The sequence below is a fragment of the Marinobacter lipolyticus SM19 genome (assembly GCF_000397065.2).
Lineage (GTDB): Bacteria > Pseudomonadota > Gammaproteobacteria > Pseudomonadales > Oleiphilaceae > Marinobacter > Marinobacter lipolyticus.
This window is the reverse complement of the sequence record NZ_KE007325.1, coordinates 185,996-212,484: the sequence shown is the minus strand read 5'-3', so window position 1 is coordinate 212,484 and position 26,489 is coordinate 185,996. Positions and strand designations below refer to the sequence as shown.

Here is a 26,489-nt window from a genome sequence, read left to right as displayed (position 1 = left end):
GAGAACAAGCGCCTGCCCAACTACACCGACTGGATGAAGCACCGTGTGGATAGCCAACAGGGCAAGGAGATATACAGTCACCGCATGTCGGTGGTAGAGCCGGTGTTCGGTAACATTGGTACCACCAAGTGGCTGAACCGCTTCAGCCTACAAGGCAAGAAGAAGGTACAGGGCCAGTGGCAGCTATACTGCCTGGTGCACAATATTGAGAAGCTGGCGAATTACGGACAGTTGGCGGCGTGATACTGGGGGCAGAAGGCCGGAAAGGTGGCCCCTGGATGCCAGCAATACCGGCACTGGAAGCGGCAAGGAGTCGAAATGACTCGCTGAACACCGGAATCGGAATCATCGGTCAGTTGATGGCCGCGACAAAATTTCAGGAACCAGGCGGTGGGAACGGCTCGGAATTGGGTTTTTCTACAGCCTCGTTAGCAATTCAGCTAGTCCTCCTGTATCTTGAAGTACGACCAAAAAAGGTATAATTTCTACTCATGGATGAGTTTGAATTCGACGAAAGTAAAAGCCAAGCGAACCTGGACAAGCACGGTATCGATTTCGTGGCTGCCCAAGAGCTGTGGAGCGATCCGTATCTGCTGGAAGTCCGCGCAAAAGCAGAGGGCGAGCCAAGGTTTTTGCTGATCGGCAAGATTGGTGAAAAGCACTGGTCAGCTGTCGTCACACACAGGGAAGGTCGTACTCGCCTGATTTCAGTCAGGCGTTCCCGCAGGAAGGAGGTTGAGCTCTATGAAAGCTAAAGACTTCGATAAGAAATTTGAGGCAGGTCAGGAAGATATTGTGGAAGACCTGGACCTGTCCACTGCTCGCCGCGTTAATCAAGAACAAAAGCGAATCAACGTCGATTTCCCGGCTTGGGTTGTCGAGTCGTTGGATCGTGAGGCTGCGCGCTATGGCGTTACCCGCCAATCAATCATCAAAGTGTGGCTGGTAGAGCGTCTTCAGCAAGAATCTGCTAACAAGTAGTTGCAGTTCGTTCCGGCCCTGACGGGTCTCCACCGGACCGGTTTTCCAGCGTGGTTGCGCCTTCAAACCGGCCGCTGAACAACGGCGTGATTAATCAAAAAGGAGTGCAGTTCTAGTCAAACTGCGTGCCTTTCTGGATGAACTCGATGCTGTAGCCGTTGGGGTCTTCCACAAACGCCAGTATGGTTTTGCCGTGTTTCATGGGGCCAGCTTCGCGGGTCACCCGGTAACCCAGTTTTCGAGCCCGTTCGCAGGCTTGCGCAGCGTTGTCCACTTCAATGGCGACATGGCCATATTGGTCACCAAGGGTGTAGTCGGTCTGGTCCCAATTCCAGGTCAACTCCAGTGCTGCTGCCTCGGTCTCCGGGGCATAGCCAACAAACGCCAGCGTAAAGCGTCCGTCGGGGTATTCTTTCTGCCGTAGCAGATGCATGCCGAGCGCCTCGGTATAAAAACGAAGTGATTCTTCCAGATTGATAACTCTCAACATGGTATGCAGTACACGCATGATGATGCTCCTGTTTCTCGTCGTGGGCTTTTACCCCCGGACTGCCCTGCAGGTCCGGGGGCAGAGGGCTGATGGTTTTATTTTTCAAGATAGCCTTTGAAAATAAAATTCGGCCCTTGGGCATAGCTATCCACCATTTCATAAAACTGTTTGATGGTTTCATTCTGGCAATGCTGCTGGAAGGCCTCGGCGCTTTCGTAGACTTCGTCCAGGTAAAAGCGATTCGGGTTGTTTTCATCACGGATCACTTCAAAGCGCAGTGTGCCGGGCTCGTTTTCCAGTGAGCCGTTGGCGTCAAAGAGCGCCGCTTTGGCGAAATCGTCGCGTTTGGCGGGGGGGATATCGAACTGAACCAGTACGTGGTAACTCATGGTGGAACTCCTGAGAGGTTGCTCTGATTTGTGGTGCGTGGTTTTTAAGCACGGAGACAGGTTAAATACATCCTGATATCATTAAAAGTAATTAAATCTCTTCTTTATGGACACCAAAAGTGAACAATATAAAGCTGAATCAGCTCCGTCACTTCCGGGCGGTGGTGGAGCAGGGGTCGGTGGCTCAGGCTGCCAAAACCCTGTTCTGTGTTCCCTCTAACGTGACGGCAAGGATCAGGGAATTGGAGGAAGTGCTTGGCACCGTGCTGTTCCACCGAGAAGGAAAAAGGCTGGTGCTGACTCCCAATGGGCGGCGTTTTTATGGGGAGGCGGTCAGCATTATCCAACGGGTTGATCATGCTGCTGGGCTATTTGATGAAAAACAGGCGCAATGGGAGATGTATCTTGGCGCGCTTGATGTGAGCCTCTTCGATTTTCTGCCTGCTCGGCTGCCGAAGTTCCGTGTGCAGTATCCACAGGTAAAACTGGATATCTGCTGCAGGCCTTCATCGGAGCTGGAGGCTGCAGTACTGGCTGGCGAAATGGACCTTGTGATTACGGACGGCCCGATTGAGCATCCATTACTGGAAAGCTGCCCGGCATACCGGGAAAGGATGTGTCTGATCACACCGCTCAACCGGGGAGGGCCTGGTGATGCGATGACGGACCTTGATATATTCGGGTTCGGCACAAATTGCTCATACCGGGTCAGGATGGATGAATGGGCCCTCCAGCAGGGTGTGGGCTCCGGCCGAAGCATTCGTGTCGAGTCTTACCACGTTATCTTTCAGTATGTGAAAGCCGGCCTGGGGCTTTCCTGGTTTCCATTGTCCATGCTGAATCAGATTGATCCGGGTAACACCGTAGAGCGTTATGAGATGGGGGATAGTGAGCTGTTCTTTGTCTGGCGGCGTGGCCGGGAACAGCCGGAAATATCCACCTTCATGGATTTTTTTATGGGTCAGGAGAGCTGACTCACCAGGGACGTGTTCTCGGCATGATATGCCCCCGTGGCTCACCCCCAAGATTTCTCTGGCTGCTATCTTTAGGGTCAGGGTGTGGTTCCTGATCCGGGGCCGCCCAACATCTGAAAGGGGGTACGCCATGACATACGATCTTCTGGATGAAAGTGGACAGATTCTTCGTGAGGCCGGACGTCTCGGTCAGATTGATCCCAATGTGATGGAATATCTTGCCGCACCCGGGCGCGTGGTGTCGTTTCGAATTCCACTGAAGATGGACGACGGCAGCTTTCGCGTCTTCGACGCCCATCGTGTCCGTTATAACGATGCTCTGGGTCCGAGTCGTGATGGGACACGTATTTCTGCCCATCTCGACCTTGATGAGGGGAAATCGCTGGCACTGATTATGGCGATCAAACATGCGGCTGGCCGGATTCCCGCCGGTGGGGGCAAGGGCGGCATTGTGGCTGACCCGCGTGAACTGAGTGATCGGGAATTGCAGTCTCTTTGCCGGGCCTACATTCGAAACCTGCGCCCCCGTGGTCCGGCTTACGATGTGCCCGGTGCGGATATCGGCACGGGGCTGCAAGCCATGAGCTGGATGCTTGACGAGTATGAATCTGTCACCGGCTACCATGAGCCGACAGCGGTCAATGACAAACCCCCCCATCCTTGGTGGATCGCTGGGGGGGTATGAGGCAACCGGCAGCGGTGTTTTCGACGTATTTCGGGAAGCTGCGGAGCTGCATGGCGTTGATATTGAAAGTGCCCGTGTCGCTGTTCAGGGCTTTGGCCAGGTCGGGTCGGTAGCGGCAAGTCTGTTCTACGAAGCCGGTTGTGATGTGGTGGCGGTGAGTGATAGCCGTGGCGGCGTCTATGCGAACAACGGGCTCGATATTCCCGGGCTGTTGGCGCACAAGCAGACCACGGGGAAAGTCGCAGACTTTAGGGGCAGCCAGCCTTTAACCAGCGCAGAGATGCTGGAATGTGACTGTGATGTGCTGGTACCTGCGTCAGTTCAGGGCGTCATTACCGCTGACAATGCCGACAGGATCAGGGCCCGGATGGTGGTAGAGGCCGCCAATGCCCCAGTCACGGTCGCCGCCGATGAGATGCTACTGGAAAAAGGGGTGATCGTCGTACCGGATGTACTGGCCAACGCCGGTAGTGTGCATTTATGCCAAATGGAACGTAGCCAGGGGCTCTCCGATTATTACTGGGATATCGATACGATTAACCGCATGCGACAGGAGCGGTTGACCAGAAGCTACCGCGAAGCATTGAACACGGCAGCTGAATACCAAGTAAAATCAATCCGGCTGGGTGCATGGATTAATGCACTTAAACGGATTGAAGAGGCGATGCACATGCGCGGCTGGTGTTAGTCGGGTAAGGTCCCGGTCAGGCCGGTTATCTCAAGGAGTACTTCTGGGCATGAGTGACGAAGTTGTGGAAAACGATTTGATACATTGCATTTACTGCAATGCCGGCACCGTCAGGTTCAGTGAGGCAGATATGGTGTCCCTCCTCGAAAAAGCCAGGGAAGCGAATTCTGCGTTAGGCGTTACCGGAATGTTGTTGTACGAGGAAGGGTCGTTCTTTCAAGTGTTGGAAGGCCCGGCTGAGAGTGTCGATGCGTTGTACGAAAAGATCTTCAGGGATAAGAGGCATCGCCGGATCACCAAGATTATCAGAGAGTCCATTGAGGCCAGAAACTTCTCGGAGTGGACGATGGGGTACGCTGGTGTCACCCGACAGGATTTAAAGGAGATAGAGGGGCTGAACGACTTCTTCTATACCAAAAAGTGTTTCACGGAGCTGGATCCGGGCAGAGCTAAAAAGTTACTTGAGGCGTTCAAGGATGGTAACTGGCGTGCCTCATTGAGATAACAAACAGTCCGCGCGGTCACGGCATGTTCCGGCAGGGCTGTGGCGACAGTTGCCAGTGCGGCGGATGTCCGGACCCTGGCAGGGTGCCATTGCTCTGGCGGATGGCGCGATAGACTTGCCCCTCGTGAAGGACCTGGTCACCGACGTTGTAGCTCCCGGCGAAGGACCACGTCGGGGGTTCCGGGCAGTTGACCTTGGCTGTGCCCGACGTTTGTGGCTGCTTGTCTTCGATCCGTGGTGTTTTCTGGGACTGCTGGTCCGGTGGGGTGGTGGCATCTGGGCGTGGTGCTGACTCGTCCTGGTCTGCGGTACACGCGGGAGGCGCTTCAAGGCGTTGCCAGGCGAACGCCCCCTGTCCCGGTTCACGGCCTTCGTGGCGTTCCTGAGAGCGGTACCAGTCGCCGCGATAGAAGGTGACTGCACCACGGGCATAATAGCGGGTCGGTACCCAACCGTTTTCCGATTCGGAGCATGCCGGCGTCGCGAGGGCAGACATGACAGCCATCGGAGAGGCCAGGAGGGTAGCCAGGACCAGGCCGGTTAACCATCGGTTTGTCATTTTGAGGTGATTCCCGCTTTGGCTGCCCGGGCCGCGTGCAGCTTCTTGTAGCTGTCAATCAGCCGCAGGTGCTTGTCCAGGCCTTCCAGTTGCGTATTGGTCGGGGTCAGGCCGTGGAACCGGACCTCGCCACTGACTGAACCCACCACGGCGTTCATGGTCTCGTCCCCGAACATGCGCCGGAAGTTGGTCAGGTAGTCGTCCAGCGTCATCTCGTCATCGAGGGTGACTTCCAGCACTGCCTGTACTGCCTGGTAAAACAGCCCACGTTCGACGGTGTTGTCGTTGAATTGCAGGAACATGTCGACAAATTCGAGCGCTTCCTCGTGCCACTGCAGGGCAAGGCAGATCAGGATTTTCAGCTCGAGGATGGTGAGCTGACCCCACACGGTATTCTCGTCAAACTCCACGCCGATCAGGGTGATGATCGTCATGTAGTTGTCGAGCTGGCTGGCTTCCAGGCGCTCCACCAGATCGGCCAGTTGCTCATCGCTCAGGCGGTGCAGGTTGAGGATGTCTTCCCGGTAGTTCAGGGCCATGTTGGTGTTATCCATGATCAGATCCTCGACCGGATACACCTCGGAATAACCCGGCACCAGAATACGGCAGACCGGTGCGCCCAATTCCTCATAAACGGCCACGTAGACTTCCTTGCCCATGTCCGCGAGGATGCTGAACAGTCCATCGGCTTCTTCCGCGTTGGTGCCGGAGAAATCCCACTCGCAGAAATCGTAGTTGGATCTGGCACTGAAGAAACGCCAAGACACCACGCCGGTGGAATCAATAAAGTGTTCAACGAAGTTGTTGGGCTCGGTGACCGCCAGACTGTTGAAGGTGGGAGCCGGTACGTCGTTCAGACCCTCGAAGCTGCGGCCCTGGAGCAGTTCCGTCAGGCTGCGTTCCAGCGCCACTTCAAAGCTCGGGTGGGCGCCGAAGGAGGCAAACACGCCGCCGGTTCTCGGGTTCATCAGCGTCACGCACATCACCGGGAACTGGCCGCCAAGGGAGGCGTCTTTCACCAGGGTCGGGAAGCCCTGGGCTTCCAGGGCTTCGATGCCCTCGAGAATGTCCGGGTATTTCTCCAGTACTTCCCGGGGCACATCCGGCAGAGCCACTTCTTCTTCGATGATCTGCTTCTTCACCGCCCGCTCGAAGATTTCCGACAGGCACTGTACCTGTGCTTCGTCCAGGGTGTTGCCGGCACTCATGCCGTTGCTGAGGTACAGGTTCTCGATCAGGTTGGAGGGAAAGTACACCACTTCGCCGTCGGACTGGCGCACGAAGGGCAGGGAGCAGATACCGCGGTCACGCCGGCCGGAGTTGGTGTCAATCAGGTGGGAGCCACAGAGCTCCCCCTCGGGGTTGTAGATGGCGAGGCAGTGGTCATCCAGAATACCCTCGGGCAGCTCGTCGTCCGGGCCGGGTTTGAACCATTGCTCGTTGGGATAATGCACAAACTCGCTGTTGGCGATCTCTTCGCCGAAGAACTGGTCGTTGTAGAAGAAGTTGCAGTTCAGGCGCTCAATGAATTCGCCCAATGCCGAACACAGTGCGCTTTCCTTGGTGGCACCCTTGCCGTTGGTAAAGCACATGGGCGAGGCGGCATCGCGGATGTGCAGCGACCACACGTGGGGCACGATATTGCGCCAGGAAGCGATCTCGATTTTCATGCCCAGGTCTTCAAGGATGCCGGTCATGTTGGCGATGGTCTGCTCCAGCGGCAGGTCCTTACCGACAATGTAAGTACTCGCTTCGCCTTCCGGCGGCGCCATCAGAAGGGCCTGGGCGTCCTCGTCGAGATTCTCGACGACTTCAATCTGGAATTCGGGACCGGTCTGCACCACTTTTTTTACGGTGCAGCGATCGATCGAGCGCAGGATGCCCTGGCGGTCCTTTTCGGAAATGTCTTCCGGTAGCTCCACCTCAATTCTGAATATCTGGTTGTAGCGGTTTTCCGGGTCGACAATGTTGTTTTGCGACAGGCGGATGTTTTCCGTCGGAATATCCCGCGCCTTGCAGTAAACCCGCACAAAGTAAGCCGCACAGAGTGCCGATGACGCCAGGAAATAGTCGAACGGGCTGGGCGCCGAGCCATCGCCCTTGTAGCGAATGGGCTGGTCGGTAGTGACGGTGAAATCATCAAACTTGGCTTCAAGTCGAAGATTTTCCAGAAAGTTAACTTTGATTTCCATGAACAGGGTACCGCGTTTGCAGAATTGAGCGGGCTATCAGAAGCCGGTTGCCATTATCCAGCTTTTGCCGCCCCACGTCTTCCCTACCAGATCAATCGCACCAGGATCGCTGCTACCATCACCAGGGTCAGCCACTTGATCCATTGTGCGCCTCGGACTCCCATGTTCACCCGGACCGCCACCACCGCGCCGGCCATATTTCCGAGCGCCAGCACCAGCCCCATGCCCCAGAGCACCTGATCGTTGAGGGCAAAGATCGCCAGGGCAGGCAGGGTGTAGATCAGAATGACAAAAACCTTGATCACATTCACCTGGGGCAGGTCGATCTTCAGCATGCGATAGAGCACCACAACGAACAGCGCCCCGACGCCGACCTGAATAAAACCACCGTAGAGACCAATCAGGAAAAGCGCGAGGTATTCGGGAATGCCCAGCCGCTCCGGCGTTAAGGGGCGGGTATCGAGCCGGGGCTGTGGCAGCAGCATGAAAATGGCGGCGCCAATCATGGCGGTAATCAGCACGCCTTCGAAGATCGGCCGGGGAATCCATGTGGCTGTCCAGGCACCAATGAGGGCCCCTGCCACCGCCGGGATGGACAGGCGGATGCTGACCGCCAGATTGCTGTGGCCCGCCCGCAAGAATGTGCCCACAGCGGTGATGCTCTGCAGGGTGATCGCTACCCGGTTGGTGCCGTTGGCAACCGGGGCGGGCAGCCCCAGAAACATCAGCAGCGGCAGCGTCAGCATCGACCCGCCGGAGGACAGCACGTTGATAAACCCCGCCACCCCGCCAATGGCCACCAGGGCCAGGATTTCCATCAGGCTCATGAGCAGTCGATCATGCCGTGGCCGGGTGCGTCATACCCATACCGCGCCGGGCACTCCAGACCAACAATGCCAGGAAGATAACCAAACCGGCCAGGTCGACCCAGATCATGCCATGGGGCCATAACATCAACGCACCTACGGGGAACATCAGAAGTCGCAGCCACCAGGTCAGCCGATGTTCCAGGTACCCCTCCATACCCGCTACGATCGCGTAAATCCCGAACAGTGCAAAGGTGAACACCTTGATGGCCTCAGCGGGAGTACCCGATACCAGGGGAGAATAGGCAAACAGCAGCGGGATGATGTACAGACCCTTGGCGATCTTCCAGGCGGTCAGCCCGGTGCGCATGGCGGGGGTGCCGGCGATGGCCGCCGCTGCAAATGCGGTGAGACAGACCGGTGGCGTTACGTTGGAGTCCTGGGACAACCAGAAGATGATCATGTGGGCCGAGACTAACGCCATGGTCAGGGCGTGAGGCGATAACGCCTGTTCCTGCAGCTGCGTGCTGAAGGTGTCCGGTACGCCCGCCAGCAATTGGGTGGCTGTTGCCATATCCATCGGGGCATTGAGCAGGTTCATGCTGTCCGGCGCGGTGAGCATGAAGATGGCCTGCGCCTCCTGCGGCAAGTTACCGCTGACCATCAACTCCAGCAGCTGGCTCTGGGCGATCAGTCCATAGATGGCTGGCGCCGACAGGGTGGCCAGCACGATATAGGCGGCGGTTACCGGCAATCCCATGCCCAGGATCAGCGATGCCAGCGCCACCAGCGTGATGGTGATCAGCAGGCTGCCGCCGGCCCAGTTGGTAATCATCAATGAGAAGGTGTTACCGATCCCGGTGGTGGAGATCACATTCACGATCAGCCCCACGGTAATCAGCAGGATCGCGGTCGTCATGATGTTGCGGGTGCCCTGGGCGAGGGCGTCGAGGATGTCCCGTGGCGTCATCGGGTTCTTGGTCAGCCAGGACGCCACCACGACCGAGATAATGGCAATGCCGGCGGCATAGGTCGGGGTAAAGCCGTAGATCAGTGCGGCCACCAGGATGACCAGCGGCAACAGGTAATGCCAGCCTCCTTTGAGGACCTGGATAAAGGTTTCGGCGTTCTCGTCTTCCAGTTTGACGGCATGGCTGCGTTTGGCCTCGATGCGGACAAACATTGCCACGGAGAGGAAGTACAACAACGCCGGTAGTGCCGCCACACCGATGATGGTGACGTAGGACACCTGGGTGTAGGACGCCATGATAAAAGCCCCGGCCCCCATGACCGGGGGCATCAGCTGGCCCCCGGTGGACGCCGCGGCCTCGACGCCACCGGCAAACCGGGCCGGAAATCCGGCCTTGCGCATCAACGGAATGGTGATCACCCCGGTAGATACGGTATTCGCTACACTGGAGCCGGACACCGACCCCATCAGGCCTGACGAAAACACCGCCACAAATCCTGGACCGCCGACAAAGCGGCCAGCAGCACAGCGGGCCAGGTCAATGATGAAGTCACCGGCGCCGGATTTCACCAGGAACGCGCCGAAGAGGATGAACATGAACACGTAGGTCCAGGAGATACGGGCAATGGGGCCGAGCATACCCTGACCCCCGATGTAGGAGCGAAACAGCACCGTTTCCCAGGTGAGCCCCGGGAAATTGAATATGCCATCCACGTACTGACCCCACCAGGCCACGTAGGTGAGCGCGACGATGCAGAGGCAGGGGATGAACCAGCCGGTGGTACGGCGGGCAAACTCCAGCACCAGGAGCACTGCGAGAATGGACATCACCCAGTCAGCAGTCGAGAACACCACCCCCCGGTCGTAAAGGGCATCCTCGAACCCGATCAGGTAGAGGGCGCACCCCAGGGCGAGCATGCCGAGCACAAGGTCTACCGTGAACACCAACCGCCGGGTACCGGGGCGCTCGCTGCGCACCATGGGCATGGCCAGGGCACACAACAGGCCAAACAGACCGAAATGCAGGGCGGACGTCCACAGCTCCGACAGCGTGGAGAAGGTATTGAACCAGAGATGGCTGAGGGCAATGCCAATGGCCAGCACAAAAATCACCCGGCCAATGACCGGGTGATCCAACCGCTCGGGCGCCTCCGTTGGGCTTTCCTCGCGAATCTTCTCCAGCCGGGTGTCCAGTCCCGGGTCATGGTCGGGGGCAGCGTTACTCACTCAGGTACTTGCCCCTATTCCGCGATCAGGCGGTCCGGAATCTCGATGCCCTGTTCCAAATAGAAACGCGCTGCCCCGGGATGCAATGGCATGGGCAGGCCGACTATGGCCTTTTCCAGCGCCATGGCCTTGGTGGCCGCGTGGATGTTGTTCAGGAATGGCAGGTTCTCGTAGATGGTCTTGGTGATCTGGTAGACATCCTCTTCCGAGACATCGTTCCGCACCGCCAGTATGTTGGGCTGGGCAATGGTATTGATCGCCTTGTCCTGATTGGGATAGGTGCCCGCCGGAATTTCATAGGGGGACCAGAGCTCGAACTCGCTGTTCACCTGGGCCAGTTGCTCGGCGGTGAAATCCAGGGTGGTGATGTCACTGCCCATGTTGGCGTAGGCCCGGGTGACTGCGGAAGCCGGCACTCCAGCTGGAATGTTCATGCCGTCAATGTTGCCGTTCTGCAGGGCATCGGCACTGGGACCATACCCCAGGTAAGCCATATCCATGGCTTCCAGGTCGACGCCCAGTTTGCCGAGAATGAAACGGCCGGAGCCTTCGGTGCCGGAATTGCGGGCGCCGATAGAGAAGCTCTCACCATAGAGGTTTTCCATATCGGCAATGGTGCCGCTGTCAGCCAGTTCGCTGCGAACCACAAAGTGTTCCACGTTCTGCCACAGCATGGACACGGACCGCAGGTTCTTGTAAGCCTTGGGCACCGGCCCACTGCCGCCCCACGCCCAGGCGCCGTAGAGGCCCTGGAGAATGCCAAACTGGATCTGGTCCTCGTCCATCAGCTTCAGGTTCTCGCCGGAGCCGGCTGAGCTGATGGCAGACACGGAGATATTCTGAGTGGGTTCAAGTTTGACCTTGATCAGGGTGGAGATCGCGACCCCTACCGGGTAATAGGTGCCACCGGTTGTTGCGGTTCCCATGATGTATTTGCCCTCGGCCTGGGCATTGAGGGAAACCCCGAGGGTCGCGGCGGCAAGCATCGCCGTGGCGGATTTCAGGAACTGGCGCTTGTTCATGACGGTGTCCTTACTGATTGGTCGGAACGAGTGAACTTTTGGCATTGTTTTATCCCGATCAATCTAGACCAGGCCGACACAATCAGCCACCGTATCGATTTAGCCATTAGGCGTAGATGAGTTGGCTGATTCCACAGGGCTGGACTGTGGCCACCGTGACACCGTCGTGTTTTCCGGTACAGTGAGCGTTATTCATCCACATCTCGAGAAGAGGCCGATGTATGACCGATAACACCTACACCCCGCCGAAAGTCTGGACATGGGACTCCGCCAGCGGCGGCGCCTTTGCCAACATCAATCGCCCCATTGCCGGCCCTACCCATGAGAAAGAGCTGCCGGTGGGCAAGCATCCGTTGCAGCTGTATTCACTGGCGACGCCCAACGGCGTGAAAGTGACGGTGATGCTGGAAGAGCTGCTGGCTCTGGGTTTTGAAGGGGCGGAATACGATGCCTACCTGATCCGCATTACCGAAGGGGAGCAATTCGGCAGCGGGTTTGTCGGAGTGAACCCGAATTCCAAGATTCCGGCGATGATGGACTACAGTACCAATCCGCCGGTGCGGTTGTTTGAATCAGGCTCGATTCTGCTGTATCTCGCCGAGAAGTTTGGTGCCTTCGTACCCGAAGACGTTGCCGGTCGTGCCGAGTGCATGAACTGGTTGTTCTGGCAAATGGGCAGCGCGCCGATGCTGGGTGGCGGTTTTGGTCACTTCTATGCCTACGCCCCTGAGAAGTACGAATACCCGATCAACCGCTACACCATGGAGGTCAAGCGCCAACTGGATGTGCTGGATCGCCAGCTGGCGGATCGTCCGTACATTGCCGGTGACGAATACACCATTGCCGATATGGCGATCTGGCCCTGGTACGGGGCGCTGGTGAAGAATAAGGTCTACGAGGCGGCTGAATTCCTCGAAGCCCACACCTACACCAACGTGATCCGCTGGACGGATGAGATCGCCAAGCGCCCGGCTGTGCAGCGTGGCCGCATGGTCAACCGGGCCTGGGGCGAGCCGTCGAGCCAGCTCCATGAGCGGCACGACGCCAGCGATTTCGAGCTCCGCACTCAGGACAAGTTGGAGACTTCTTCCTGAACGACTGCCTGTGTCACTGGCTGGTCAGATAGGGTGTGGACTATGCCTTTGCCGGCAAATTCGGCGTCGTAATCTTCCAGCTTGAACACGTCCAGCCGGCGCTTCAGTGCGCTCAGTGACCAGGGCCAGGCAGCGAAGTTGCGGCCGTTCTGGTCCAGGTAGTAGCTGCTGCAGCCGCCGGCGTTGAAGACGGTGGTCTGCAGGTTCTTCTGCACCCGTTGGTTGTGCTGCTTCAGCACCGAGCGTTTGATGCTCAGTTTGCTGATGCGCTTTTCCTTGATCTTCCACAGACCGTCAATGATGTAGTCGAGCTGTGCCTCCGCCAGCCGGATAAACGAGTCATACACCAGTACGTTGGGCCCGAGGATCAGGAACGCGTTCGGGGAATTTTCCAGGGTGGTGCCCAGGTACGCCTCCGGTGAACTGTGCTTCCACAGGTCGGCCCAGCACTGACCGTTAGCGTTGAACACCTTGTTACCGATGGGCGGGTGGGAGACGTCGAACCCGGTACCCCAGATAATCACGTCCACTTCACGGCGTTCGCCGTTGGCGGCAATGACCGTATTGCCTTCCACTTTCACCAGCCCACTGGGAATCAGCGAAGTGTTGTCCGCCTGCAGGGCGGCGTAGTAATCGTTGGCAAACAGAATGCGCTTGCAGCCGATGTCGAAGTTCGGGGTCACCGCCTTGCGCAGTTCCGGGTCCTGAATCTGAAGCTTCAGCAGTTGTCGGGCGGCGACGTTGACGGGCTTCAGGAAAGTCGGGTTGCGCAGACCGAAATTGATCACATTCAGCGAGCCGGCAACGGCCTTGCGCCAGGTGCTCTGGATCGCCGGGAAGCGGTCAACCACCTGCTTGCTGGTATCGCCCAGCTGCATGTCGGGCTTGGGTAGTACCCAGGGCGCCGTGCGTTGGAAGACATGGAGTTCCGCCGCCTGCGGCTGGATACGGGGCACAAACTGGATGGCCGACGCGCCGGTGCCGATGACGGCAATACGCTTGCCGGTCAGGTCGTAATTGTGATTCCAGCGGGCGGAGTGGAACATTTCGCCCTTGAAGGAATCCAGACCCGGAATCGATGGAATCTTGGATTCGGTGATCGGGCCGGTGGCAAAGACCACGGTTTTCGACAGGTATCGGCCGTCAGCGGTATCCAGTTGCCAGAGATGGCGCTCCTCATCCCAGGCGGCGCGGTGCAATTCGTTGTTGAACTCGATCAGCGGGGTGATGCCGAAGTCATCGCTGACGTTCTCCAGGTAATCCAGAATTTCCGGCTGCTTGGCAAACAGGTTGCTCCACTTGCTGCTCGGGGCAAAGGAGTAGGAATAGAGCGATGACGGCACATCGCAGCCACAGCCCGGGTAGGTGTTTTCCCGCCAGGTGCCACCGACCCGGCTGGCTTTCTCGATGATCTTGAAGTTGTGATAGCCGGTTTTCTTGAGCTTGATCGCCGTGGCCAGCCCGGAAATACCCGCGCCGACAATAAAGGTATCGTAGACAGTGTCTGCGGCGGAGGAGTTGATGTTTGAATGTGCCATGTGTTGTGACCGTTGTTGAATTCCGTTGTTTGAAGCAGCTGCCCGTCCGGATTTACGCCCGCACCGGCGGGACGATTTCCTTGAGCAGGTAGGGCGCCAAAAGACCGGTCTCCGGGTTGAGCAGGCGCTCTTTGTAGTAGGCGAGATACTCGGAGGTATCGTGATCGTTGGGGTGGAAGCCCGGGCGCAGGTAATCGAATACATGGCCAAGGGTGCTGCCATAGACACCGTCCCCGCGACCGATCAGCAGATCCAGGCTGCGCTTGGCGTCCTTCCAGAAACGGAGGCTGATCAGGTTGCGAGGCCGTCGGATGAACGGAATCAGTACACCCCCCAGCGGGACCAGGAACCAGATGGTGATCAGGGCCAGCGCAAACCCGCTGACGCGTAGCGCATAGTTGCCTGAAAGCTCCTGGAAGACATCGTAGGCGATGTCTTTGTGCTCGGACTCCTCCAGCATGTGCCACATCCACAGGCCACGCTGCTTCTCATCCTCACTGTGAAAGAAGTTGTCTTCGTGCTTCATCATGAATTCTGCCAGTACGGCGGTGAAATGCTCGATGCCGGCCATCAGCGAGAGCTGCAGCGGTTGCGGAAACCGTCGGAACCCGTAGTTGAAGACGTTCTCGGCGAGGAAGCGGTAGAAGGTCACCGGAAAGCGGTGTTCCTTCAGCACTTCGTTCCATTCCTCGTGCACTTTGGAATGCAACGCCTCCTGGCCGATCAGCGAGGTTACCCGCTGTTTCAGTACCGGATCCTTGAGGAATTCGCGATGGTGGCGGGCGGTCTCGATAACCAGATCTTCGCCGTAGGTCAGAAAGATCGACAGGGCTTCGAAGTAGGCGGATGCCAGTTCGGTGTTCATATAAAAGTTGGGGTCGGCATCCCTGGCGTTGAAATCGAACTTCATGTGCCGGATGGGTACATCAGCCTTTGGCGCTTCCGGTGGTATCGCCACGGAGTCGAGTTTTTCGGCGGTTGCTGTGGTCATGATGGTTTCCTTGGGGGCCGGGATCACGTTGTGAACCGCGTGGCTAAAGCATTTGTCAGGTTAAAATACTAAGGCGACTAATTGTTCGGGTTCAATTCGGAACCCGGCGAGGCACGGGAGACGGTGATGGCGGCAGCTTTCCCGCGGTAACCGGCCAGAGAGGACAGTAATACGAATGCTTGTTCGGATTTTGGCGACCCGGTATGAAGCGGCTGCGATTGGTGGTGTGTGTTTTCGGGCTTTGTGACTATGCTTTGTACAAGGCCCTGCACTGGTTTCAGGGCTATCCCATGAACCGGAAATACGGAGGGCCTTGTGACGGATCGGAAGGTGGTCACCGTGTTTTATGATGAGCGGGTTCTCAAGCACTTCCCCGATGTGAATACCGCGTTTCTGCCTGGGCGACTGGACAAGCGCATTCGTACCATCCTGTCTGGCCTCGCCGTGCAATGGAAGTACCCGGAACATCCCGGGCGCCTGCAAGCCGTCATGGAGCTCCTCAATCGGGAGCCCATTCCGGATGTGGCTTTTGCGCCCGGGCAGGCCGCAACTCGCGAGCAACTGGCCCGCGTTCACACCATGTCTTTCCTGGACGATATTTTTTCCCTCAGAGATGACAGTGCCTGGCTGGATGTTGACACCACCGCAGTGTCGCCAGGCAGTGTTGAAGCGGCAGAAGTCGCTGCGGGTACGGCGATCGCCGCGGTGGAGGCGGTGATGGCGGGCCAGACCGAAAGTGCGTTCGCGTTGGTGCGTCCGCCGGGACATCATGCCGAACCGGCCCGGGCGAGGGGGTTCTGCCTGTTCAACAACGTTGCGGTCGCGGCGGCCCATGCCAAGGCCGTGCTGGGCTGCAAGCGGGTTTTGATCCTGGACTGGGATGTTCATCATGGCAACGGCACCCAGGACATTTTCTGGGCCGATCCCGACGTGATGTTCATTGATCTGCACCGGGCGGCACCGTTCTACCCGGGCACGGGCGCCTTGGATGACATCGGTGCCGGTCGTGGGGAAGGTACCACTGTGAATGTGCCTTTGCCCGGTGGGGCCGGCGATATGGCCTATTTCCACGCCATGCAGGAAATCGTTGTGCCGGCTACGGAGTACTTCAACCCGGATCTGATTCTGGTGTCGGCGGGCTTTGATGCACACTGGTTCGATCTGGCGATGAACGTCAGTTATGAAGGCTTTGCAGCCATGGCCAGTGTGATGCAGTCCCTGGCCCGGCGGCATTGTGATGGCCGGCTGGTGTGCGTTCTGGAAGGGGGATACAACACGGAATCCCTGTCCCACGGAGTCCATTCAGTGCTGAAGGTACTGGCAGGTGGCTCGGTGCCGGATCCGAAGGTTTGTGGCATGGAGGAGGTAGACCGGGCCGCAGAGTTTCATCGTGGGGCCTTTACCGACGAAGATACGGGTTAGGTCTGCTCGCCCCGATACTCCGACGGCGACTGGCCAAACCTTCTCCGGAATGCCCGGGAGAACTGGCTGGCATCGCCGAAGCCGCACTCAAGGGCGACCGCAATCACTTTCGCGGATGGCTGTTGCAGCAATCGTCTTGCCCGGAGCAACCGCTGCTCCTGAACGTACTGATAGGGCGCAAGCCCGAAGCTGGCGCGGAACAGGCGGGCGAAATGGTAGGGACTGAGGTTGAGCCATCCGGCCATGGTTGCCAGGTCCAGGGGATAGCCCAGGGCTTCGTCAATCCGGTTGGCAAGTTGGCGCTGCTGTAATTGGGAAAACCGGCCGCTGACCGCTGGTTCCGGGATATCGCGGGCGCCATAACGACCGGCTATCTGGACAATCAGCCAGTGAGCAAGGTGATCCATGGCCAGCGACTGGCTGGCGGCTTCCCATTCACTCATCTCCAGCAGGCGCCCGGTCTGGGCAATGATGTCATCCTCGATCTGGTACCGCTCCCCAAGCTGCAGGGCCGCAGGTTCCCGGTCCCAGGTACTCTCGACGCAGCGGTGCAGGTCCTGGTCGGTAAAGTAAAAATGAAGGAATTCAAACGGGCCGTTGATGCGCCAGAGCGACTGGCTGCCGGCAGGGAATAAACAAACCGCGCCCGGGAAGCCGTGGCTGACAGCCTGGCCGTTCACCTGCCGGGTAGTGTGTTCGCCGCCCCGGGTGTAGATGCTGAGGGCATGGTGACGGGGGCGCTCATAACGGGCTTCCCCGTGGTGATTGTGCCAGTGAGCCAGGGCGCGACCGTCGTTCAGTTCCAGCACACGGCGAGGCGCTGCGCCGGCAGCAGTCAGCGCATGCACTATGTCTCTGGGTTCGTTTCGGCTTGTGGCCATTCCGTTCGGCTCCTGATTTTTACTCACCTTTATCCCTTACTACCGCAAGAATCTTCCACCCTTTGCCCGTATCTGACAAGTCAGCGGGTTGCTGACCGGGCTATTCTCCGGAGTCCCGACTGAATTGAGGAGAGTCTCGCCATGCCCATCAGTGCTCATTATGCCTTGACTGTTCTGATCTGGGGGCTCACCTGGACAGCCATTCGACTGCAGGTTGAATCCGCTGCTGTGGATAATTCGGTGTTCTACCGCTTTGTCCTGGCCGCTACGGTGGCCCTCGGCGGGCTGGCGTTGCTGCGACGGTTGCCGAAATTTACGCTCAGACAGCATGGTTGGCTGGTTTTGCAGGGGCTAACCCTCTACAGCATCAACTTCCTGCTGATCTATCGCGCGGCAGAAAACATGACCAGCGGCCTGCTGGCGGTGGTGTTTTCCCTGGCAGCGCTTTTCAACGCCTTCAATGGTCGGCTGTTCATGGGTATTCGTCCCAATCCCCGGATCTACCCAGCGGTGACACTTGGCATCTCCGGTGTTGCCCTGCTGTTCTGGCACGATCTGCAGATTGGCAATGCCACCCTTCCGGCGCTGATGTTTGCCGCCGCAGGCACTTTCTGGTTTTCCCTGGGCAACCTGCTGAGCCTGAAGGTCCGCGAGGAAAATATTCCCCTGCTTGCAGGCAATGCCTGGGCCATGTTCTACGGCGCTATTGCGCTGGGTATCTGGTGCCTGGTGAATGGCGTTGAATGGGTGATACCGCAGGGGGCAACGTTCTGGGGAGCAACGCTGTTCCTCGCTATTCCCGGCTCGATTGTGGCGTTTTTCAGCTACATCACGGTGATCCGAGAGCTGGGAGCCGACAAAGCGGGCTACGCCACCGTCCTGTTCCCGGTCGTGGCATTGAGTGTGTCGACCTGGCTGGAAGGGTTTGTCTGGAGCGGTACCGCGCTTGCGGGGGCTTGCCTGGCGATCCTTGGAAACTACGTGCTGTTCCGAAAACCCAGGGCAACAGCGAGGCTGGCGTAATCACTGTCGTATTTGCGGTTTAGGGGCTAAGCTCTTGGTAGAGACAGGAGGGCGCTATGTTTGTGGCAGAAAAATACACCGGCCATTTAATCGAAGTGCTGGATACCCAGGCCCTGTTCGACCCCCATAAAACCCGCATCAAGGGCAGTATGCAATACGGCGAGGAAGCCCAGGATCCGGAGTTCTATGAAAAGTCGGAACTGGGGTTTCCTTCCGGTGAAGGCTTGCCCAAGTGCTGGACGGATCCGAATTATCGATTGAAGAAGTGAGACGGTGTGTCGGATTACGCTTTGCTAATCCGACCTACGTTCATGTCAGCGCGTGGAAGGTCCCCTCCCAGATAATTTTATACCCCCGTAGGTCGGATTAGGCGAAGCCGTAATCCGACACCGCCTGTTCAATTTCCAACCAACAGAAGTTGAAACCCCCTCATCTTTTCTGTAGCCTTTATTTTAATTGAATGTTCAATTAATAAAACTTGGACCGGAAAACAGCGAAGTCGCCATGCCGATTGTTGGAGTTAAAGACACACGAAAGCAGCAGTTGATCGACGCCACCATGGAGTCCATCGCCGAGCTGGGGATGCAGAACACCACCATTGTGAGTATCAGCAAACGGGCGGGGATGTCCTCGGGCATCATCAGCCATTATTTCGGTGGCAAGCAGGGTTTGATCGAAGCCGCCCTGCGGTATCTGCTGGATCAGCTGGGTAAGGAATTGCGGGAGCGCATGGCAAAGACCGATGGCTCTCCAGAGCAGCGGCTGAACTGCATCATCGAATCGAATTTTTCCGAGTTCCAGCGCTCGGCGCTGGCGGCCAAAACCTGGCTCAGCTTCTGGGCGCGCTCGATGCATGAGCCCGGCCTGCAGCGCTTGCAGCAGATCAACAACGCGCGGCTGTACAGCAACCTGCGCCATACCTTTGCGCAGGTGCTTACGCCCGAAGCGGCGACAGAAGCCGCGCGGCAAACGGCGGCGCTGATCGACGGCTTCTGGCTGCGCAGCGCCCTGAGTCTGGACCCGATCGAGAGCTTTGAAGCCGGCGAGAGGCTCTGTAAAAAATTTGTCCACGAGACATTGGCTCAGGCACAGACCTGAGCGTCACTTTATTCCAACGGCCCACAAGGCCTGAAGACACTGAACTGAGGTTACCCACTGATATGTCTGCATCCGCATCTGTTCCCGCTGTCCAAAATTTCGTGCATGGGCGTTTCCTGGCCAACAGCACCGGAGAAACCTTTCCAGTCGTGAACCCGGCTTCCGGCCAGGTGATTTATGAGGTGGAAGTGGCCGATGAGTCGGTTCAGCAGGCTGCCATCGAAAGTTCCCGTGCGGGTTTTTCCGAGTGGTCCGCGATGACGGCCATTGAGCGCAGCCGGATTCTGCTGAAGGCCGTGGCGCTGCTCCGTGAGCGCAACGACGAGCTGGCGGCTGTGGAAGTGAAGGACACCGGCAAGCCCTGGCAGGAAGCAGAAGCAGTGGATGTGGTCACCGGCACCGACGCCATCGAATTCTTTGCCGGGCTGGCGCCCTCCATCGAGGGCAACCAGCAGGATCTGGGCGGTGACTTCTATTACACCCGCCGCGAGCCGTTGGGTATCTGTGCCGGTATCGGTGCCTGGAACTACCCAATCCAGATTGCCTGCTGGAAATCCGCACCCGCGCTGGCTTGCGGTAACGCGATGATCTTCAAACCGTCGGAGGAAACTCCGATGGGCGCGGTCAAGCTGGCGGAAATCTTTATCGAAGCGGGTGTGCCGGCCGGCGTGTTCAATGTCGTACAGGGTGCGGCGGACGTCGGCCAGTGGCTGACCCATCATCCCGAGATCGCCAAGGTGTCGTTCACGGGCGAAGTGGGGACCGGCAAGAAGGTGATGGCGGCTGCGGCATCGTCCCTCAAGGACGTGACCATGGAACTGGGCGGAAAGTCCCCGTTGATCATCTTTGACGACGCGGATCTGGAGAACGCCGTCTCGGCCGCGATGGTGGGTAACTTCTACACCCAGGGCGAGATTTGCACCAACGGTACCCGGGTATTTGTCCATGAAGATATCTACCCACGCTTTATGGAGCGACTGCTGGAACGCACCCGCAAGAACATCAAAGCCGGTGATCCAATGAACCCCGACACCAACTTCGGTGCCCTGATCTCCGCCAAACACCGGGATCTGGTACTGGGTTACATCGCCACAGGGCTTGCCGAAGGCGCCACCCTGAGCCACGGCGGCCGCGCGTTTGATCCAGAGGATTCCAAAGGCGGCTATTTCGTGGAGCCGACCATCTTCACCGAATGCACCGATGACATGACTATTGTGAAAGAAGAGATCTTCGGGCCGGTGATGTCAGTACTCACTTTCTCTGCGGAAGACGAAGTGATTGCCCGGGCCAACAACACCGATACCGGTCTGGCCGCTGGCGTGTTCACCAACGACATCCGCCGCGCTCACCGGGTGATTCACCAGATCCAGGCCGGTATCTGCTGGATCAACAGCTACGGAGCTTCCCCGGCGGAAATGCCGGTCGGTGGCTACAAACTCTCCGGCATCGGCCGCGAAAATGGGCGCGAGACCATTTCTCACTACACCCAGATCAAGTCGGTGTATGTGGGGATGGAAGACATCGACGCGCCGTTTTAAGCCCGCAGGCCACAGAGGAGAACGCATATGACAGAAAACCGATACGACTGCATCATTGTGGGCGCGGGTTCCGCCGGTTGCGTACTGGCCAACCGGCTTACCGAGGACGCGCGCCACAGGGTGCTGCTGCTGGAAACCGGCGGCAGCGACAAGAGCATCTTTATCCAGATGCCCACGGCCCTGTCCATTCCCATGAACACCAAAAAGTACGCCTGGCAGTTTGAGTCCGAGCCGGAGTCGTTCCTGGATAATCGCCGCATGCACTGCCCGCGGGGTAAGGTGCTGGGCGGTTCGTCTTCCATCAACGGCATGGTTTATGTCCGTGGCCACGCGCGGGATTTCGATGAGTGGGAATCCGAGGGCGCGGAAGGCTGGAATTACCGGCAGGTACTGCCTTACTTCAAGAAAGCGGAAACCTGGGCGTTCGGTAGTAATGACTACCGGGGCGACAAGGGCCCGCTGGGCGTGAATAACGGCAACAACATGCAGAACCCGCTCTATGAGGCTTTCATCAAGGCAGGCTCGGATGCCGGCTATTTCGAGACCGGGGATTACAACGGCGCCCAGCAGGAAGGGTTCGGCGCCATGCACATGACCGTGAAGAACGGCCGTCGCTGGTCCACCGCCAATGCTTATCTGCGTCCGGCCATGGAGCGCCCGAACCTGACGGTGGTGACCCATGCGCTGGTGCACAAGGTATTGCTGGAGGGCAAAACCGCTACCGGCGTGCGTTATGAGCAGGGCGGCAAGATCCATGAAGCGAAAGCCGCCGAGGAAGTGATTCTGTCCGCCGGCTCCATCGGCTCGCCCCATTTGCTGCAGCTCTCTGGTATCGGCAAGCGCGAAGTGCTGGAAAGCGCAGGCATCGAGGTGCAGCACGAACTGCCGGGCGTGGGCGAGAATCTTCAGGATCATCTGGAATTTTATTTTCAGTTCCGCTGCAAAAAGCCGGTCTCCCTCAACGGCAAACTGGACTGGTGGAACAAGCTGAAGATCGGTGTGCGCTGGATTCTGCGCAAGGACGGTCTGGGCGCTACCAATCACTTTGAATCCTGCGGCTTTATCCGTTCCAAGGCGGGGGTCGAGTGGCCGGACCTGCAATACCATTTCCTGCCGGCGGCCATGCGCTACGACGGTAAAGAAGCGTTTGATGGTGACGGCTTTCAGCTCCATATCGGCCACAACAAACCGAAAAGTCGTGGCTATGTGCGTGTGCAGTCGGCGGATCCAAAGCAGGCACCGACCATTCGCTTTAATTATCTGGAACATGAAGCTGACCGTGAAGGCTTCCGTGACTGCGTGCGCCTGACCCGGGAAATCATTAGCCAGCCGGCGATGGACGAATACCGCGGCGCCGAGATCCAACCCGGAATCGATGTGCAGAGCGATGAGCAGATCGACGCCTTTGTCCGTCAGGCCGTGGAAAGCGCCTATCACCCGTCATGCTCCTGCAAGATGGGCACCGACGAACTGGCGGTGGTGGACCCGCACACCCGGGTTCGCGGCATAAACAACCTGCGGGTGGTGGATTCTTCCATCTTCCCGACCATACCCAACGGCAATCTGAACGCGCCCACCATCATGGTGGCCGAGCGGGCAGCCGATCTGATCCGGGGCAAGGAGCCCCTGCAACCTTCTGACGCGCCTGTGGTGATGGATGACCAGTGGCAGGGGCGGCAGCGACCGGGAGAGGCTAAGCGGGCGCTGATCTGACCCCACCTTTTCTGTATCCGATTCGAACGAGCAACAGCTTCAAAGTAGAGGAGGAACATTCATGCTGTTCACTAAAAAATTGAATAACAACCGGAGGTGTAACGCATGACACTCTGGTTATCTGCGGGGCTGCTTTTCACTTTCGCCGCCATAGCCCTGATTCTGTACAAGTGGTGGGATATCAAGTGCATCGGCGTCACGCCGGTTCGCACGTTCACCTTTATCGCCATCCTGTTTACCTCCGGGCTGGATGTGGGGCTGATCATGTTCCCGCTGACCGAATTCGGCGGCTATGGCGATCTCTCGGCGAGTCCGGAGTACGGCTTCGCCAATCCGCTGGCGATTGAATTTGGCTTCTGGGCCTTCCTGATCTGGGGCTTCTATTTCCTGACCTGCTTCTATTTCGCGATCATTGAACCGCGGGTGCAGTTTTTCGAGATCCCGCTGGTCAAGGTCGTCAACAACGTGGTGATCATTGGCACCTGTGCCTTCACCGCCTACCTGCTGCTGGTAAACCTGCCGTGGTACCTGCCCCAGCTCGGGGACGGTGAGTCCGTGGTGCCGGCGTTCTACTTTATTGTGTTTGCCGCGATCGGCCTGGCGGTCTATTCCAGCTCGAAGATCAAGTACGTGCGTATTCTCAGCCTGGGCTCCAGTCTTTTATTCATTGCCCTGATTTGCGGTATGTGGTTCCGGGCGTTTGTGCTGGGTGCGGGCTCCCCTGCGGATTTCCTCGGCACAGCCGGGATGCTGGGTGAGTACTTCGCCAACATCCACCAGTTTGTCTTGCCGATCAATGACTACCACGAGTTTTACCTGTTCTGGTGGTTCGCCTGGAGCATCATGATCGGCCAGTTCACCGCCCGTTTCGTCAGCGGAATTCGTACCTGGCAGCTGTTGATTGCCATGCTGGTGGTGCCGTCCATCGCCATCGGTGTGTGGTTCTCGGTTCTTTACCATTATCACGCCGAGGGCCTGCAGATTGCGGCGTTCACCAACCTGGCGATGATTACCGTGGGTGTGCTGATGGTGGTGAACTCGCTGGATTCGTTGATCCGACTCTACACCGATAACCTGAACATGACCGCCCGGCGCCTCGGCAGGGCGAACTATGTGGTGTTCAACTTCCTGGCGATGGTGGGCCTGACCATGTTGTTCCAGCTGGATTTCCTGAGGATTCAGTGGGTGGGAGCTCTGGTCATTGCGCTGTATTTCGCCTGCTTTGCCTACATCCTGGCGAAGAAGCGGGCGGATGTAATGGCGATTGAAGCATCACCGAAAGAGAACATTCTCGACTTCCGCAAGATTGAACTAGCCAGTTAACCCGGTCTGCGGGGCGGGTGTGGATCAATTGCAGCTGGCCAGCTCATTGATCCAGTCAGCGATCAGCTGGGCACCTTCGGTGTCCGGCTGAAGGATGCTGATCGGTGGCATGCGGAATTCTTGCTCTGCGGTCATTCTCAGGTACAGCAGTGAGTTGTCTGCATCCCCGGGTGTCAGCAATTGTGCGCCCGGCCTTCCCAAATCGGTGTTAGCTGGGGGCGTTCCGCAAGTGCCGGTGTCTGCCAGAGCTGTTGTGAACCTGAGATCCATGGAGCTCTGGGTGGTGCCGCCCGGACGGTGGCAATGGCTGCAGTTACTGTGCAGGTAGCTGCGCGCGCGGCTGGTGATGGATTCGCTGTCGTCGGTGCTCCGGCTCAGGCGCTGATCCCTTTGGGCTGGTGTTGGTGGTTCACTCAATACCCCGATGCCGGCCAGGGTTGCCAGCTGATTGGCGGTGATGCCGGTTTGCGGGTAGGTGAAGTCCCTGTTCAGTTGCGAAGTTTCCAGGCCGAGACTGAAGCCCGCAGCGGCGGTGTGGCAAAGACTGCATTCGCCGGCCGAAGGGTAGTGCCAGGTCTGGCCACCGACATCCACCTCCTGACTGCCGTCGACCAGCTCGGCGTCGGACCCGGCGTCGTCCCATTGGTAGCTGTACCCGGACCAGCTGCCATCGGCGTTATGCAGGAACAACCGGGTTTCAATCAGGTTCTGGCCCAGCAGGAAGTTTTTCACCAGTACGGAGCCCCTGGGCAGGTTGAGATCCCCACTGTCATCGACCGTAATATTCGTGCCGTTCGGCAGTGCCAGGTAGCGGGTTTTATCGGCACCGTCGGACCAGAACGGCTCAATAACGGTGTAGGGAATCAGCCCGTCTGCCGGCTGCCAGGGCGCGTTGGCCTGGACGCAGCCGGTGTCGGACAACTGCTGTGGCAGTTCGGTCTCGACAGCCACCGGATCAATGCGGAACAGGCCGGAGAAAGTCACCAGGTACAGTTCGCCGGCGGTATCCTCCGCGAAGGAAGCGACGTTGCGACCGGTCTCCAGCAGGGTGCGACGCTTGAAGCTGCCGTCTGGCTGTTCGGTCAGTGCCCAGAGGGTGCCTGATCCGAAATCGGAGAACAGGTAGTCACCCTGCATGGCAGGCATGTTGTTGCCGCGGTAGACATAGCCACCGGTGACGGAAACGCCTTCATTATGGCCATAGGCCGCTATCGGATCGATGAACGGGCCAGAGGGGGAGTCCCCGCAGCTGTTGCTGGTGCGTTCAAAGCCTTCGTAGCAGCGCCAGCCATAGTTGCCGCCGAGGGTGATCCGGCTGATTTCTTCGAACCGGTTCTGGCCGACATCGCCGGCCCACAGATCCCCCGTTAAGCGATCGAAGCTGTATCGCCAGGGGTTGCGCAGACCGTAGGCATAGATCTCCGGTAGCGCGCCTGAAATACCGTTGCTGGCTGGACTGCCATCGGGGTTGAGCCTGAGGATCTTGCCCAGCCGGGTGGACAGGTTCTGGGCCCGGTTGCCGGGGTCGTTGGCGCTGCCACCGTCGCCGAGCCCAACATACAGCAGGCCGTCAGGGCCGAAGGTGATATGGCCGCCATTGTGGTTACTGAAGGGCTGTGGCTGCTCCAGCAGATTGTTGCGAAGCAGGGCACCGTTGGTATCCTGGCGCAGGCTCTGGCCATTGTCGGCGGACTCGAAGCGGGCGACGAATGAGGTCATGCCGGTATTGGTGTCTTCAGTGAATGACAGATACAGAAAACCGTTGGTGGAAAAGGCCGGATCAAACGCCATGCCCAGCAGCCCACACTCGCCGCAGGTGCTGAGTGAGTAGGTTTCGGACAGGTCTGCCAGCTGGGTCCGGTTGTCGGTGGTCAGGTCAAGGCGATAGATGACTCCGCCCTGCTCAACCACGTAGAAAATTCCGCTCTGGCTGGGATGGGGGAGCATCAGCAACGGCGAATTGAAGCTGAAGGACGTTGCTATCGGAGTCAGTTGAACCTCGCCTGAGCCCTCAAAGGCCAGGCATTCAGTGTTGCTGGGGCGTTCGGCTAGACCGAGGGTCTCTCCGCCGGAGCTGTTTCCCGAGCCCCCACCGCAGGCGGTAACTATCAGGCATATGAGTAGCAGAAGACATCGTTGCATGAGCCCTGTCCTCCCTTCAGACCCCTAATAATAGTCCATCCGTGGAGCTCTGAACGATTGAATTTCCCAGTTCCGTCTCCATAAAGAGCGGTGGACGAAGGCTTCGCCTCTCCTCCATGATAAATAGGTACAGCCTATCTCTGGTTTGGAAATTATCAATTTTGCCTTGGCGCCTGAATTCATTAGTCTAGGCGCCTTTCATTCATCAATCCTTGAATCAAACAATCGGGAGTGAGTT

Annotated in this window: 26 protein-coding genes; 15 read left to right on the top strand and 11 right to left on the bottom strand. The window is 58.1% G+C overall.

Features of this window, described 5'->3' with window-relative positions; all coding sequences use genetic code 11:
- From MARLIPOL_RS19045 to brnA, 3 genes are all read left to right on the top strand, one after another.
- The coding region (locus MARLIPOL_RS19045; RefSeq protein WP_456085431.1) for a transposase at positions 1 to 243 on the top strand (243 nt) is incomplete at its 5' end.
- A gap of 248 nt (positions 244 to 491) precedes the next feature.
- Complete coding sequence (locus MARLIPOL_RS10485; RefSeq protein WP_012138065.1) at positions 492 to 755, top strand: BrnT family toxin; 264 nt, start codon at positions 492 to 494, stop codon at positions 753 to 755.
- Positions 745 to 981, top strand: a complete 237-nt coding sequence (gene brnA, locus MARLIPOL_RS10480; protein WP_012138064.1) for a type II toxin-antitoxin system BrnA family antitoxin — start codon at positions 745 to 747, stop codon at positions 979 to 981. The genes MARLIPOL_RS10485 and brnA overlap by 11 nt, the downstream gene beginning before the upstream one ends.
- Before the next feature lie 112 nt (positions 982 to 1,093).
- On the opposite strand, the gene gloA is transcribed toward brnA, so the two are convergent.
- Together gloA and MARLIPOL_RS10470 are read right to left on the bottom strand one after the other, a co-directional pair.
- A complete protein-coding gene (gloA, locus tag MARLIPOL_RS10475; protein WP_012138063.1) occupies positions 1,094 to 1,489 on the bottom strand; it encodes a lactoylglutathione lyase in 396 nt (131 codons plus the stop codon).
- 77 nt (positions 1,490 to 1,566) lie between these two features.
- Positions 1,567 to 1,860 (bottom strand): putative quinol monooxygenase, encoded by a 294-nt coding sequence (locus MARLIPOL_RS10470; RefSeq protein WP_012138062.1) that lies wholly within the window; start codon positions 1,858 to 1,860, stop codon positions 1,567 to 1,569.
- A gap of 119 nt (positions 1,861 to 1,979) precedes the next feature.
- On the opposite strand from MARLIPOL_RS10470, the gene MARLIPOL_RS10465 reads away from it, so the two are divergent.
- The 4 genes from MARLIPOL_RS10465 (at position 1,980) to MARLIPOL_RS10455 (ending at position 4,712) form a co-directional block, all read left to right on the top strand.
- A complete protein-coding gene (locus tag MARLIPOL_RS10465) occupies positions 1,980 to 2,834 on the top strand; it encodes a LysR family transcriptional regulator (protein ID WP_012138061.1) in 855 nt (284 codons plus the stop codon).
- A 130-nt stretch (positions 2,835 to 2,964) separates the two neighbouring features.
- Complete coding sequence (locus tag MARLIPOL_RS18735; RefSeq protein WP_012138060.1) at positions 2,965 to 3,519, top strand: Glu/Leu/Phe/Val dehydrogenase dimerization domain-containing protein; 555 nt, start codon at positions 2,965 to 2,967, stop codon at positions 3,517 to 3,519.
- Positions 3,476 to 4,207, top strand: a complete 732-nt coding sequence (locus MARLIPOL_RS18730; RefSeq protein WP_012138059.1) for a Glu/Leu/Phe/Val family dehydrogenase — start codon at positions 3,476 to 3,478, stop codon at positions 4,205 to 4,207. Before MARLIPOL_RS18735 ends, MARLIPOL_RS18730 begins: the two co-directional genes overlap by 44 nt.
- 49 nt (positions 4,208 to 4,256) lie before the next feature.
- Positions 4,257 to 4,712 carry a BLUF domain-containing protein gene (locus MARLIPOL_RS10455; protein WP_012138058.1) on the top strand — a complete coding sequence of 152 codons (456 nt, stop codon included), beginning with the start codon at positions 4,257 to 4,259 and terminating at the stop codon, positions 4,710 to 4,712.
- Between the two features lie 16 nt (positions 4,713 to 4,728).
- Here the strand turns inward: MARLIPOL_RS10455 and MARLIPOL_RS10450 are convergent, their stop codons facing one another.
- From MARLIPOL_RS10450 to MARLIPOL_RS10430, 5 genes are all read right to left on the bottom strand, one after another.
- Positions 4,729 to 5,271 (bottom strand): hypothetical protein, encoded by a 543-nt coding sequence (locus tag MARLIPOL_RS10450; protein WP_012138057.1) that lies wholly within the window; start codon positions 5,269 to 5,271, stop codon positions 4,729 to 4,731.
- On the bottom strand, positions 5,268 to 7,463 hold the full coding sequence (locus MARLIPOL_RS10445; RefSeq protein ID WP_012138056.1) for an OsmC domain/YcaO domain-containing protein: 2,196 nt from the start codon (positions 7,461 to 7,463) through the stop codon (positions 5,268 to 5,270). Before MARLIPOL_RS10445 ends, MARLIPOL_RS10450 begins: the two co-directional genes overlap by 4 nt.
- Positions 7,464 to 7,546: 83 nt before the next feature.
- Positions 7,547 to 8,290, bottom strand: coding sequence for a sulfite exporter TauE/SafE family protein (locus MARLIPOL_RS10440; RefSeq protein WP_012138055.1), 744 nt, complete (start codon positions 8,288 to 8,290; stop codon positions 7,547 to 7,549).
- A 10-nt stretch (positions 8,291 to 8,300) separates the two neighbouring features.
- Positions 8,301 to 10,466, bottom strand: a complete 2,166-nt coding sequence (locus tag MARLIPOL_RS10435) for a TRAP transporter permease (RefSeq protein ID WP_012138054.1) — start codon at positions 10,464 to 10,466, stop codon at positions 8,301 to 8,303.
- Positions 10,467 to 10,480: 14 nt separating this feature from the next.
- Positions 10,481 to 11,533: a TAXI family TRAP transporter solute-binding subunit gene (locus MARLIPOL_RS10430; RefSeq protein ID WP_228677608.1), complete on the bottom strand. Its 1,053-nt coding sequence runs from the start codon at positions 11,531 to 11,533 to the stop codon at positions 10,481 to 10,483.
- A 176-nt stretch (positions 11,534 to 11,709) separates the two neighbouring features.
- On the opposite strand from MARLIPOL_RS10430, the gene yghU reads away from it, so the two are divergent.
- Positions 11,710 to 12,582 (top strand): glutathione-dependent disulfide-bond oxidoreductase, encoded by an 873-nt coding sequence (gene yghU, locus MARLIPOL_RS10425; RefSeq protein WP_012138052.1) that lies wholly within the window; start codon positions 11,710 to 11,712, stop codon positions 12,580 to 12,582.
- On the opposite strand, the gene MARLIPOL_RS10420 is transcribed toward yghU, so the two are convergent.
- Positions 12,555 to 14,120 (bottom strand): flavin-containing monooxygenase, encoded by a 1,566-nt coding sequence (locus tag MARLIPOL_RS10420; RefSeq protein WP_012138051.1) that lies wholly within the window; start codon positions 14,118 to 14,120, stop codon positions 12,555 to 12,557. The two genes, yghU and MARLIPOL_RS10420, sit on opposite strands and share 28 nt — an antisense overlap.
- A 52-nt stretch (positions 14,121 to 14,172) precedes the next feature.
- Positions 14,173 to 15,111 (bottom strand): metal-dependent hydrolase, encoded by a 939-nt coding sequence (locus tag MARLIPOL_RS10415; RefSeq protein ID WP_012138050.1) that lies wholly within the window; start codon positions 15,109 to 15,111, stop codon positions 14,173 to 14,175.
- Positions 15,112 to 15,426: 315 nt separating this feature from the next.
- On the opposite strand from MARLIPOL_RS10415, the gene MARLIPOL_RS10410 reads away from it, so the two are divergent.
- Complete coding sequence (locus MARLIPOL_RS10410) at positions 15,427 to 16,533, top strand: histone deacetylase family protein (protein WP_012138049.1); 1,107 nt, start codon at positions 15,427 to 15,429, stop codon at positions 16,531 to 16,533.
- On the opposite strand, the gene MARLIPOL_RS10405 is transcribed toward MARLIPOL_RS10410, so the two are convergent.
- On the bottom strand, positions 16,530 to 17,414 hold the full coding sequence (locus MARLIPOL_RS10405; protein ID WP_012138048.1) for a helix-turn-helix transcriptional regulator: 885 nt from the start codon (positions 17,412 to 17,414) through the stop codon (positions 16,530 to 16,532). The two genes, MARLIPOL_RS10410 and MARLIPOL_RS10405, sit on opposite strands and share 4 nt — an antisense overlap.
- Before the next feature lie 141 nt (positions 17,415 to 17,555).
- Between MARLIPOL_RS10405 and MARLIPOL_RS10400 the strand changes: the two genes are divergently transcribed.
- The 6 genes from MARLIPOL_RS10400 to MARLIPOL_RS10375 all read left to right on the top strand — a co-directional run bounded on the left by MARLIPOL_RS10400 (position 17,556) and on the right by MARLIPOL_RS10375 (position 24,109).
- Entirely contained in the window at positions 17,556 to 18,437 is an 882-nt protein-coding gene (locus MARLIPOL_RS10400) for a DMT family transporter (RefSeq protein WP_012138046.1), read from the top strand.
- 56 nt (positions 18,438 to 18,493) lie between these two features.
- Positions 18,494 to 18,706, top strand: coding sequence for a hypothetical protein (locus MARLIPOL_RS10395; protein ID WP_012138045.1), 213 nt, complete (start codon positions 18,494 to 18,496; stop codon positions 18,704 to 18,706).
- 235 nt (positions 18,707 to 18,941) lie between these two features.
- On the top strand, positions 18,942 to 19,535 hold the full coding sequence (gene betI, locus MARLIPOL_RS10390) for a transcriptional regulator BetI (RefSeq protein ID WP_012138044.1): 594 nt from the start codon (positions 18,942 to 18,944) through the stop codon (positions 19,533 to 19,535).
- Between the two features lie 62 nt (positions 19,536 to 19,597).
- Positions 19,598 to 21,073 carry a betaine-aldehyde dehydrogenase gene (gene betB / locus MARLIPOL_RS10385; protein WP_012138043.1) on the top strand — a complete coding sequence of 492 codons (1,476 nt, stop codon included), beginning with the start codon at positions 19,598 to 19,600 and terminating at the stop codon, positions 21,071 to 21,073.
- Between the two features lie 27 nt (positions 21,074 to 21,100).
- Entirely contained in the window at positions 21,101 to 22,786 is a 1,686-nt protein-coding gene (gene betA / locus MARLIPOL_RS10380; protein WP_012138042.1) for a choline dehydrogenase, read from the top strand.
- A 105-nt stretch (positions 22,787 to 22,891) separates the two neighbouring features.
- Positions 22,892 to 24,109 carry a transporter BCCT family protein gene (locus MARLIPOL_RS10375; RefSeq protein ID WP_012138041.1) on the top strand — a complete coding sequence of 406 codons (1,218 nt, stop codon included), beginning with the start codon at positions 22,892 to 22,894 and terminating at the stop codon, positions 24,107 to 24,109.
- A 24-nt stretch (positions 24,110 to 24,133) separates the two neighbouring features.
- On the opposite strand, the gene MARLIPOL_RS10370 is transcribed toward MARLIPOL_RS10375, so the two are convergent.
- Entirely contained in the window at positions 24,134 to 26,251 is a 2,118-nt protein-coding gene (locus MARLIPOL_RS10370; protein WP_012138040.1) for a PQQ-dependent sugar dehydrogenase, read from the bottom strand.
- Positions 26,252 to 26,489 lie beyond the last annotated feature (238 nt).

What these genes read in the sequence shown, in the direction of transcription:
- MARLIPOL_RS10485 (WP_012138065.1), top strand. Translation starts at nt 492, where the DNA reads ATGGATGAGTTTGAATTCGACGAAAGTAAAAGCCAAGCGAACCTGGAC.
- brnA (WP_012138064.1), top strand. Translation starts at nt 745, where the DNA reads ATGAAAGCTAAAGACTTCGATAAGAAATTTGAGGCAGGTCAGGAAGAT.
- gloA (WP_012138063.1), bottom strand. Translation starts at nt 1,489, where the DNA reads ATGCGTGTACTGCATACCATGTTGAGAGTTATCAATCTGGAAGAATCA.
- MARLIPOL_RS10470 (WP_012138062.1), bottom strand. Translation starts at nt 1,860, where the DNA reads ATGAGTTACCACGTACTGGTTCAGTTCGATATCCCCCCCGCCAAACGC.
- MARLIPOL_RS18735 (WP_012138060.1), top strand. Translation starts at nt 2,965, where the DNA reads ATGACATACGATCTTCTGGATGAAAGTGGACAGATTCTTCGTGAGGCC.
- MARLIPOL_RS18730 (WP_012138059.1), top strand. Translation starts at nt 3,476, where the DNA reads ATGACAAACCCCCCCATCCTTGGTGGATCGCTGGGGGGGTATGAGGCA.
- MARLIPOL_RS10455 (WP_012138058.1), top strand. Translation starts at nt 4,257, where the DNA reads ATGAGTGACGAAGTTGTGGAAAACGATTTGATACATTGCATTTACTGC.
- MARLIPOL_RS10450 (WP_012138057.1), bottom strand. Translation starts at nt 5,271, where the DNA reads ATGACAAACCGATGGTTAACCGGCCTGGTCCTGGCTACCCTCCTGGCC.
- MARLIPOL_RS10445 (WP_012138056.1), bottom strand. Translation starts at nt 7,463, where the DNA reads ATGGAAATCAAAGTTAACTTTCTGGAAAATCTTCGACTTGAAGCCAAG.
- MARLIPOL_RS10440 (WP_012138055.1), bottom strand. Translation starts at nt 8,290, where the DNA reads ATGAGCCTGATGGAAATCCTGGCCCTGGTGGCCATTGGCGGGGTGGCG.
- MARLIPOL_RS10430 (WP_228677608.1), bottom strand. Translation starts at nt 11,533, where the DNA reads ATGCCAAAAGTTCACTCGTTCCGACCAATCAGTAAGGACACCGTCATG.
- yghU (WP_012138052.1), top strand. Translation starts at nt 11,710, where the DNA reads ATGACCGATAACACCTACACCCCGCCGAAAGTCTGGACATGGGACTCC.
- MARLIPOL_RS10420 (WP_012138051.1), bottom strand. Translation starts at nt 14,120, where the DNA reads ATGGCACATTCAAACATCAACTCCTCCGCCGCAGACACTGTCTACGAT.
- MARLIPOL_RS10415 (WP_012138050.1), bottom strand. Translation starts at nt 15,111, where the DNA reads ATGACCACAGCAACCGCCGAAAAACTCGACTCCGTGGCGATACCACCG.
- MARLIPOL_RS10405 (WP_012138048.1), bottom strand. Translation starts at nt 17,414, where the DNA reads ATGGCCACAAGCCGAAACGAACCCAGAGACATAGTGCATGCGCTGACT.
- MARLIPOL_RS10400 (WP_012138046.1), top strand. Translation starts at nt 17,556, where the DNA reads ATGCCCATCAGTGCTCATTATGCCTTGACTGTTCTGATCTGGGGGCTC.
- MARLIPOL_RS10395 (WP_012138045.1), top strand. Translation starts at nt 18,494, where the DNA reads ATGTTTGTGGCAGAAAAATACACCGGCCATTTAATCGAAGTGCTGGAT.
- betI (WP_012138044.1), top strand. Translation starts at nt 18,942, where the DNA reads ATGCCGATTGTTGGAGTTAAAGACACACGAAAGCAGCAGTTGATCGAC.
- betB (WP_012138043.1), top strand. Translation starts at nt 19,598, where the DNA reads ATGTCTGCATCCGCATCTGTTCCCGCTGTCCAAAATTTCGTGCATGGG.
- betA (WP_012138042.1), top strand. Translation starts at nt 21,101, where the DNA reads ATGACAGAAAACCGATACGACTGCATCATTGTGGGCGCGGGTTCCGCC.
- MARLIPOL_RS10375 (WP_012138041.1), top strand. Translation starts at nt 22,892, where the DNA reads ATGACACTCTGGTTATCTGCGGGGCTGCTTTTCACTTTCGCCGCCATA.
- MARLIPOL_RS10370 (WP_012138040.1), bottom strand. Translation starts at nt 26,251, where the DNA reads ATGCAACGATGTCTTCTGCTACTCATATGCCTGATAGTTACCGCCTGC.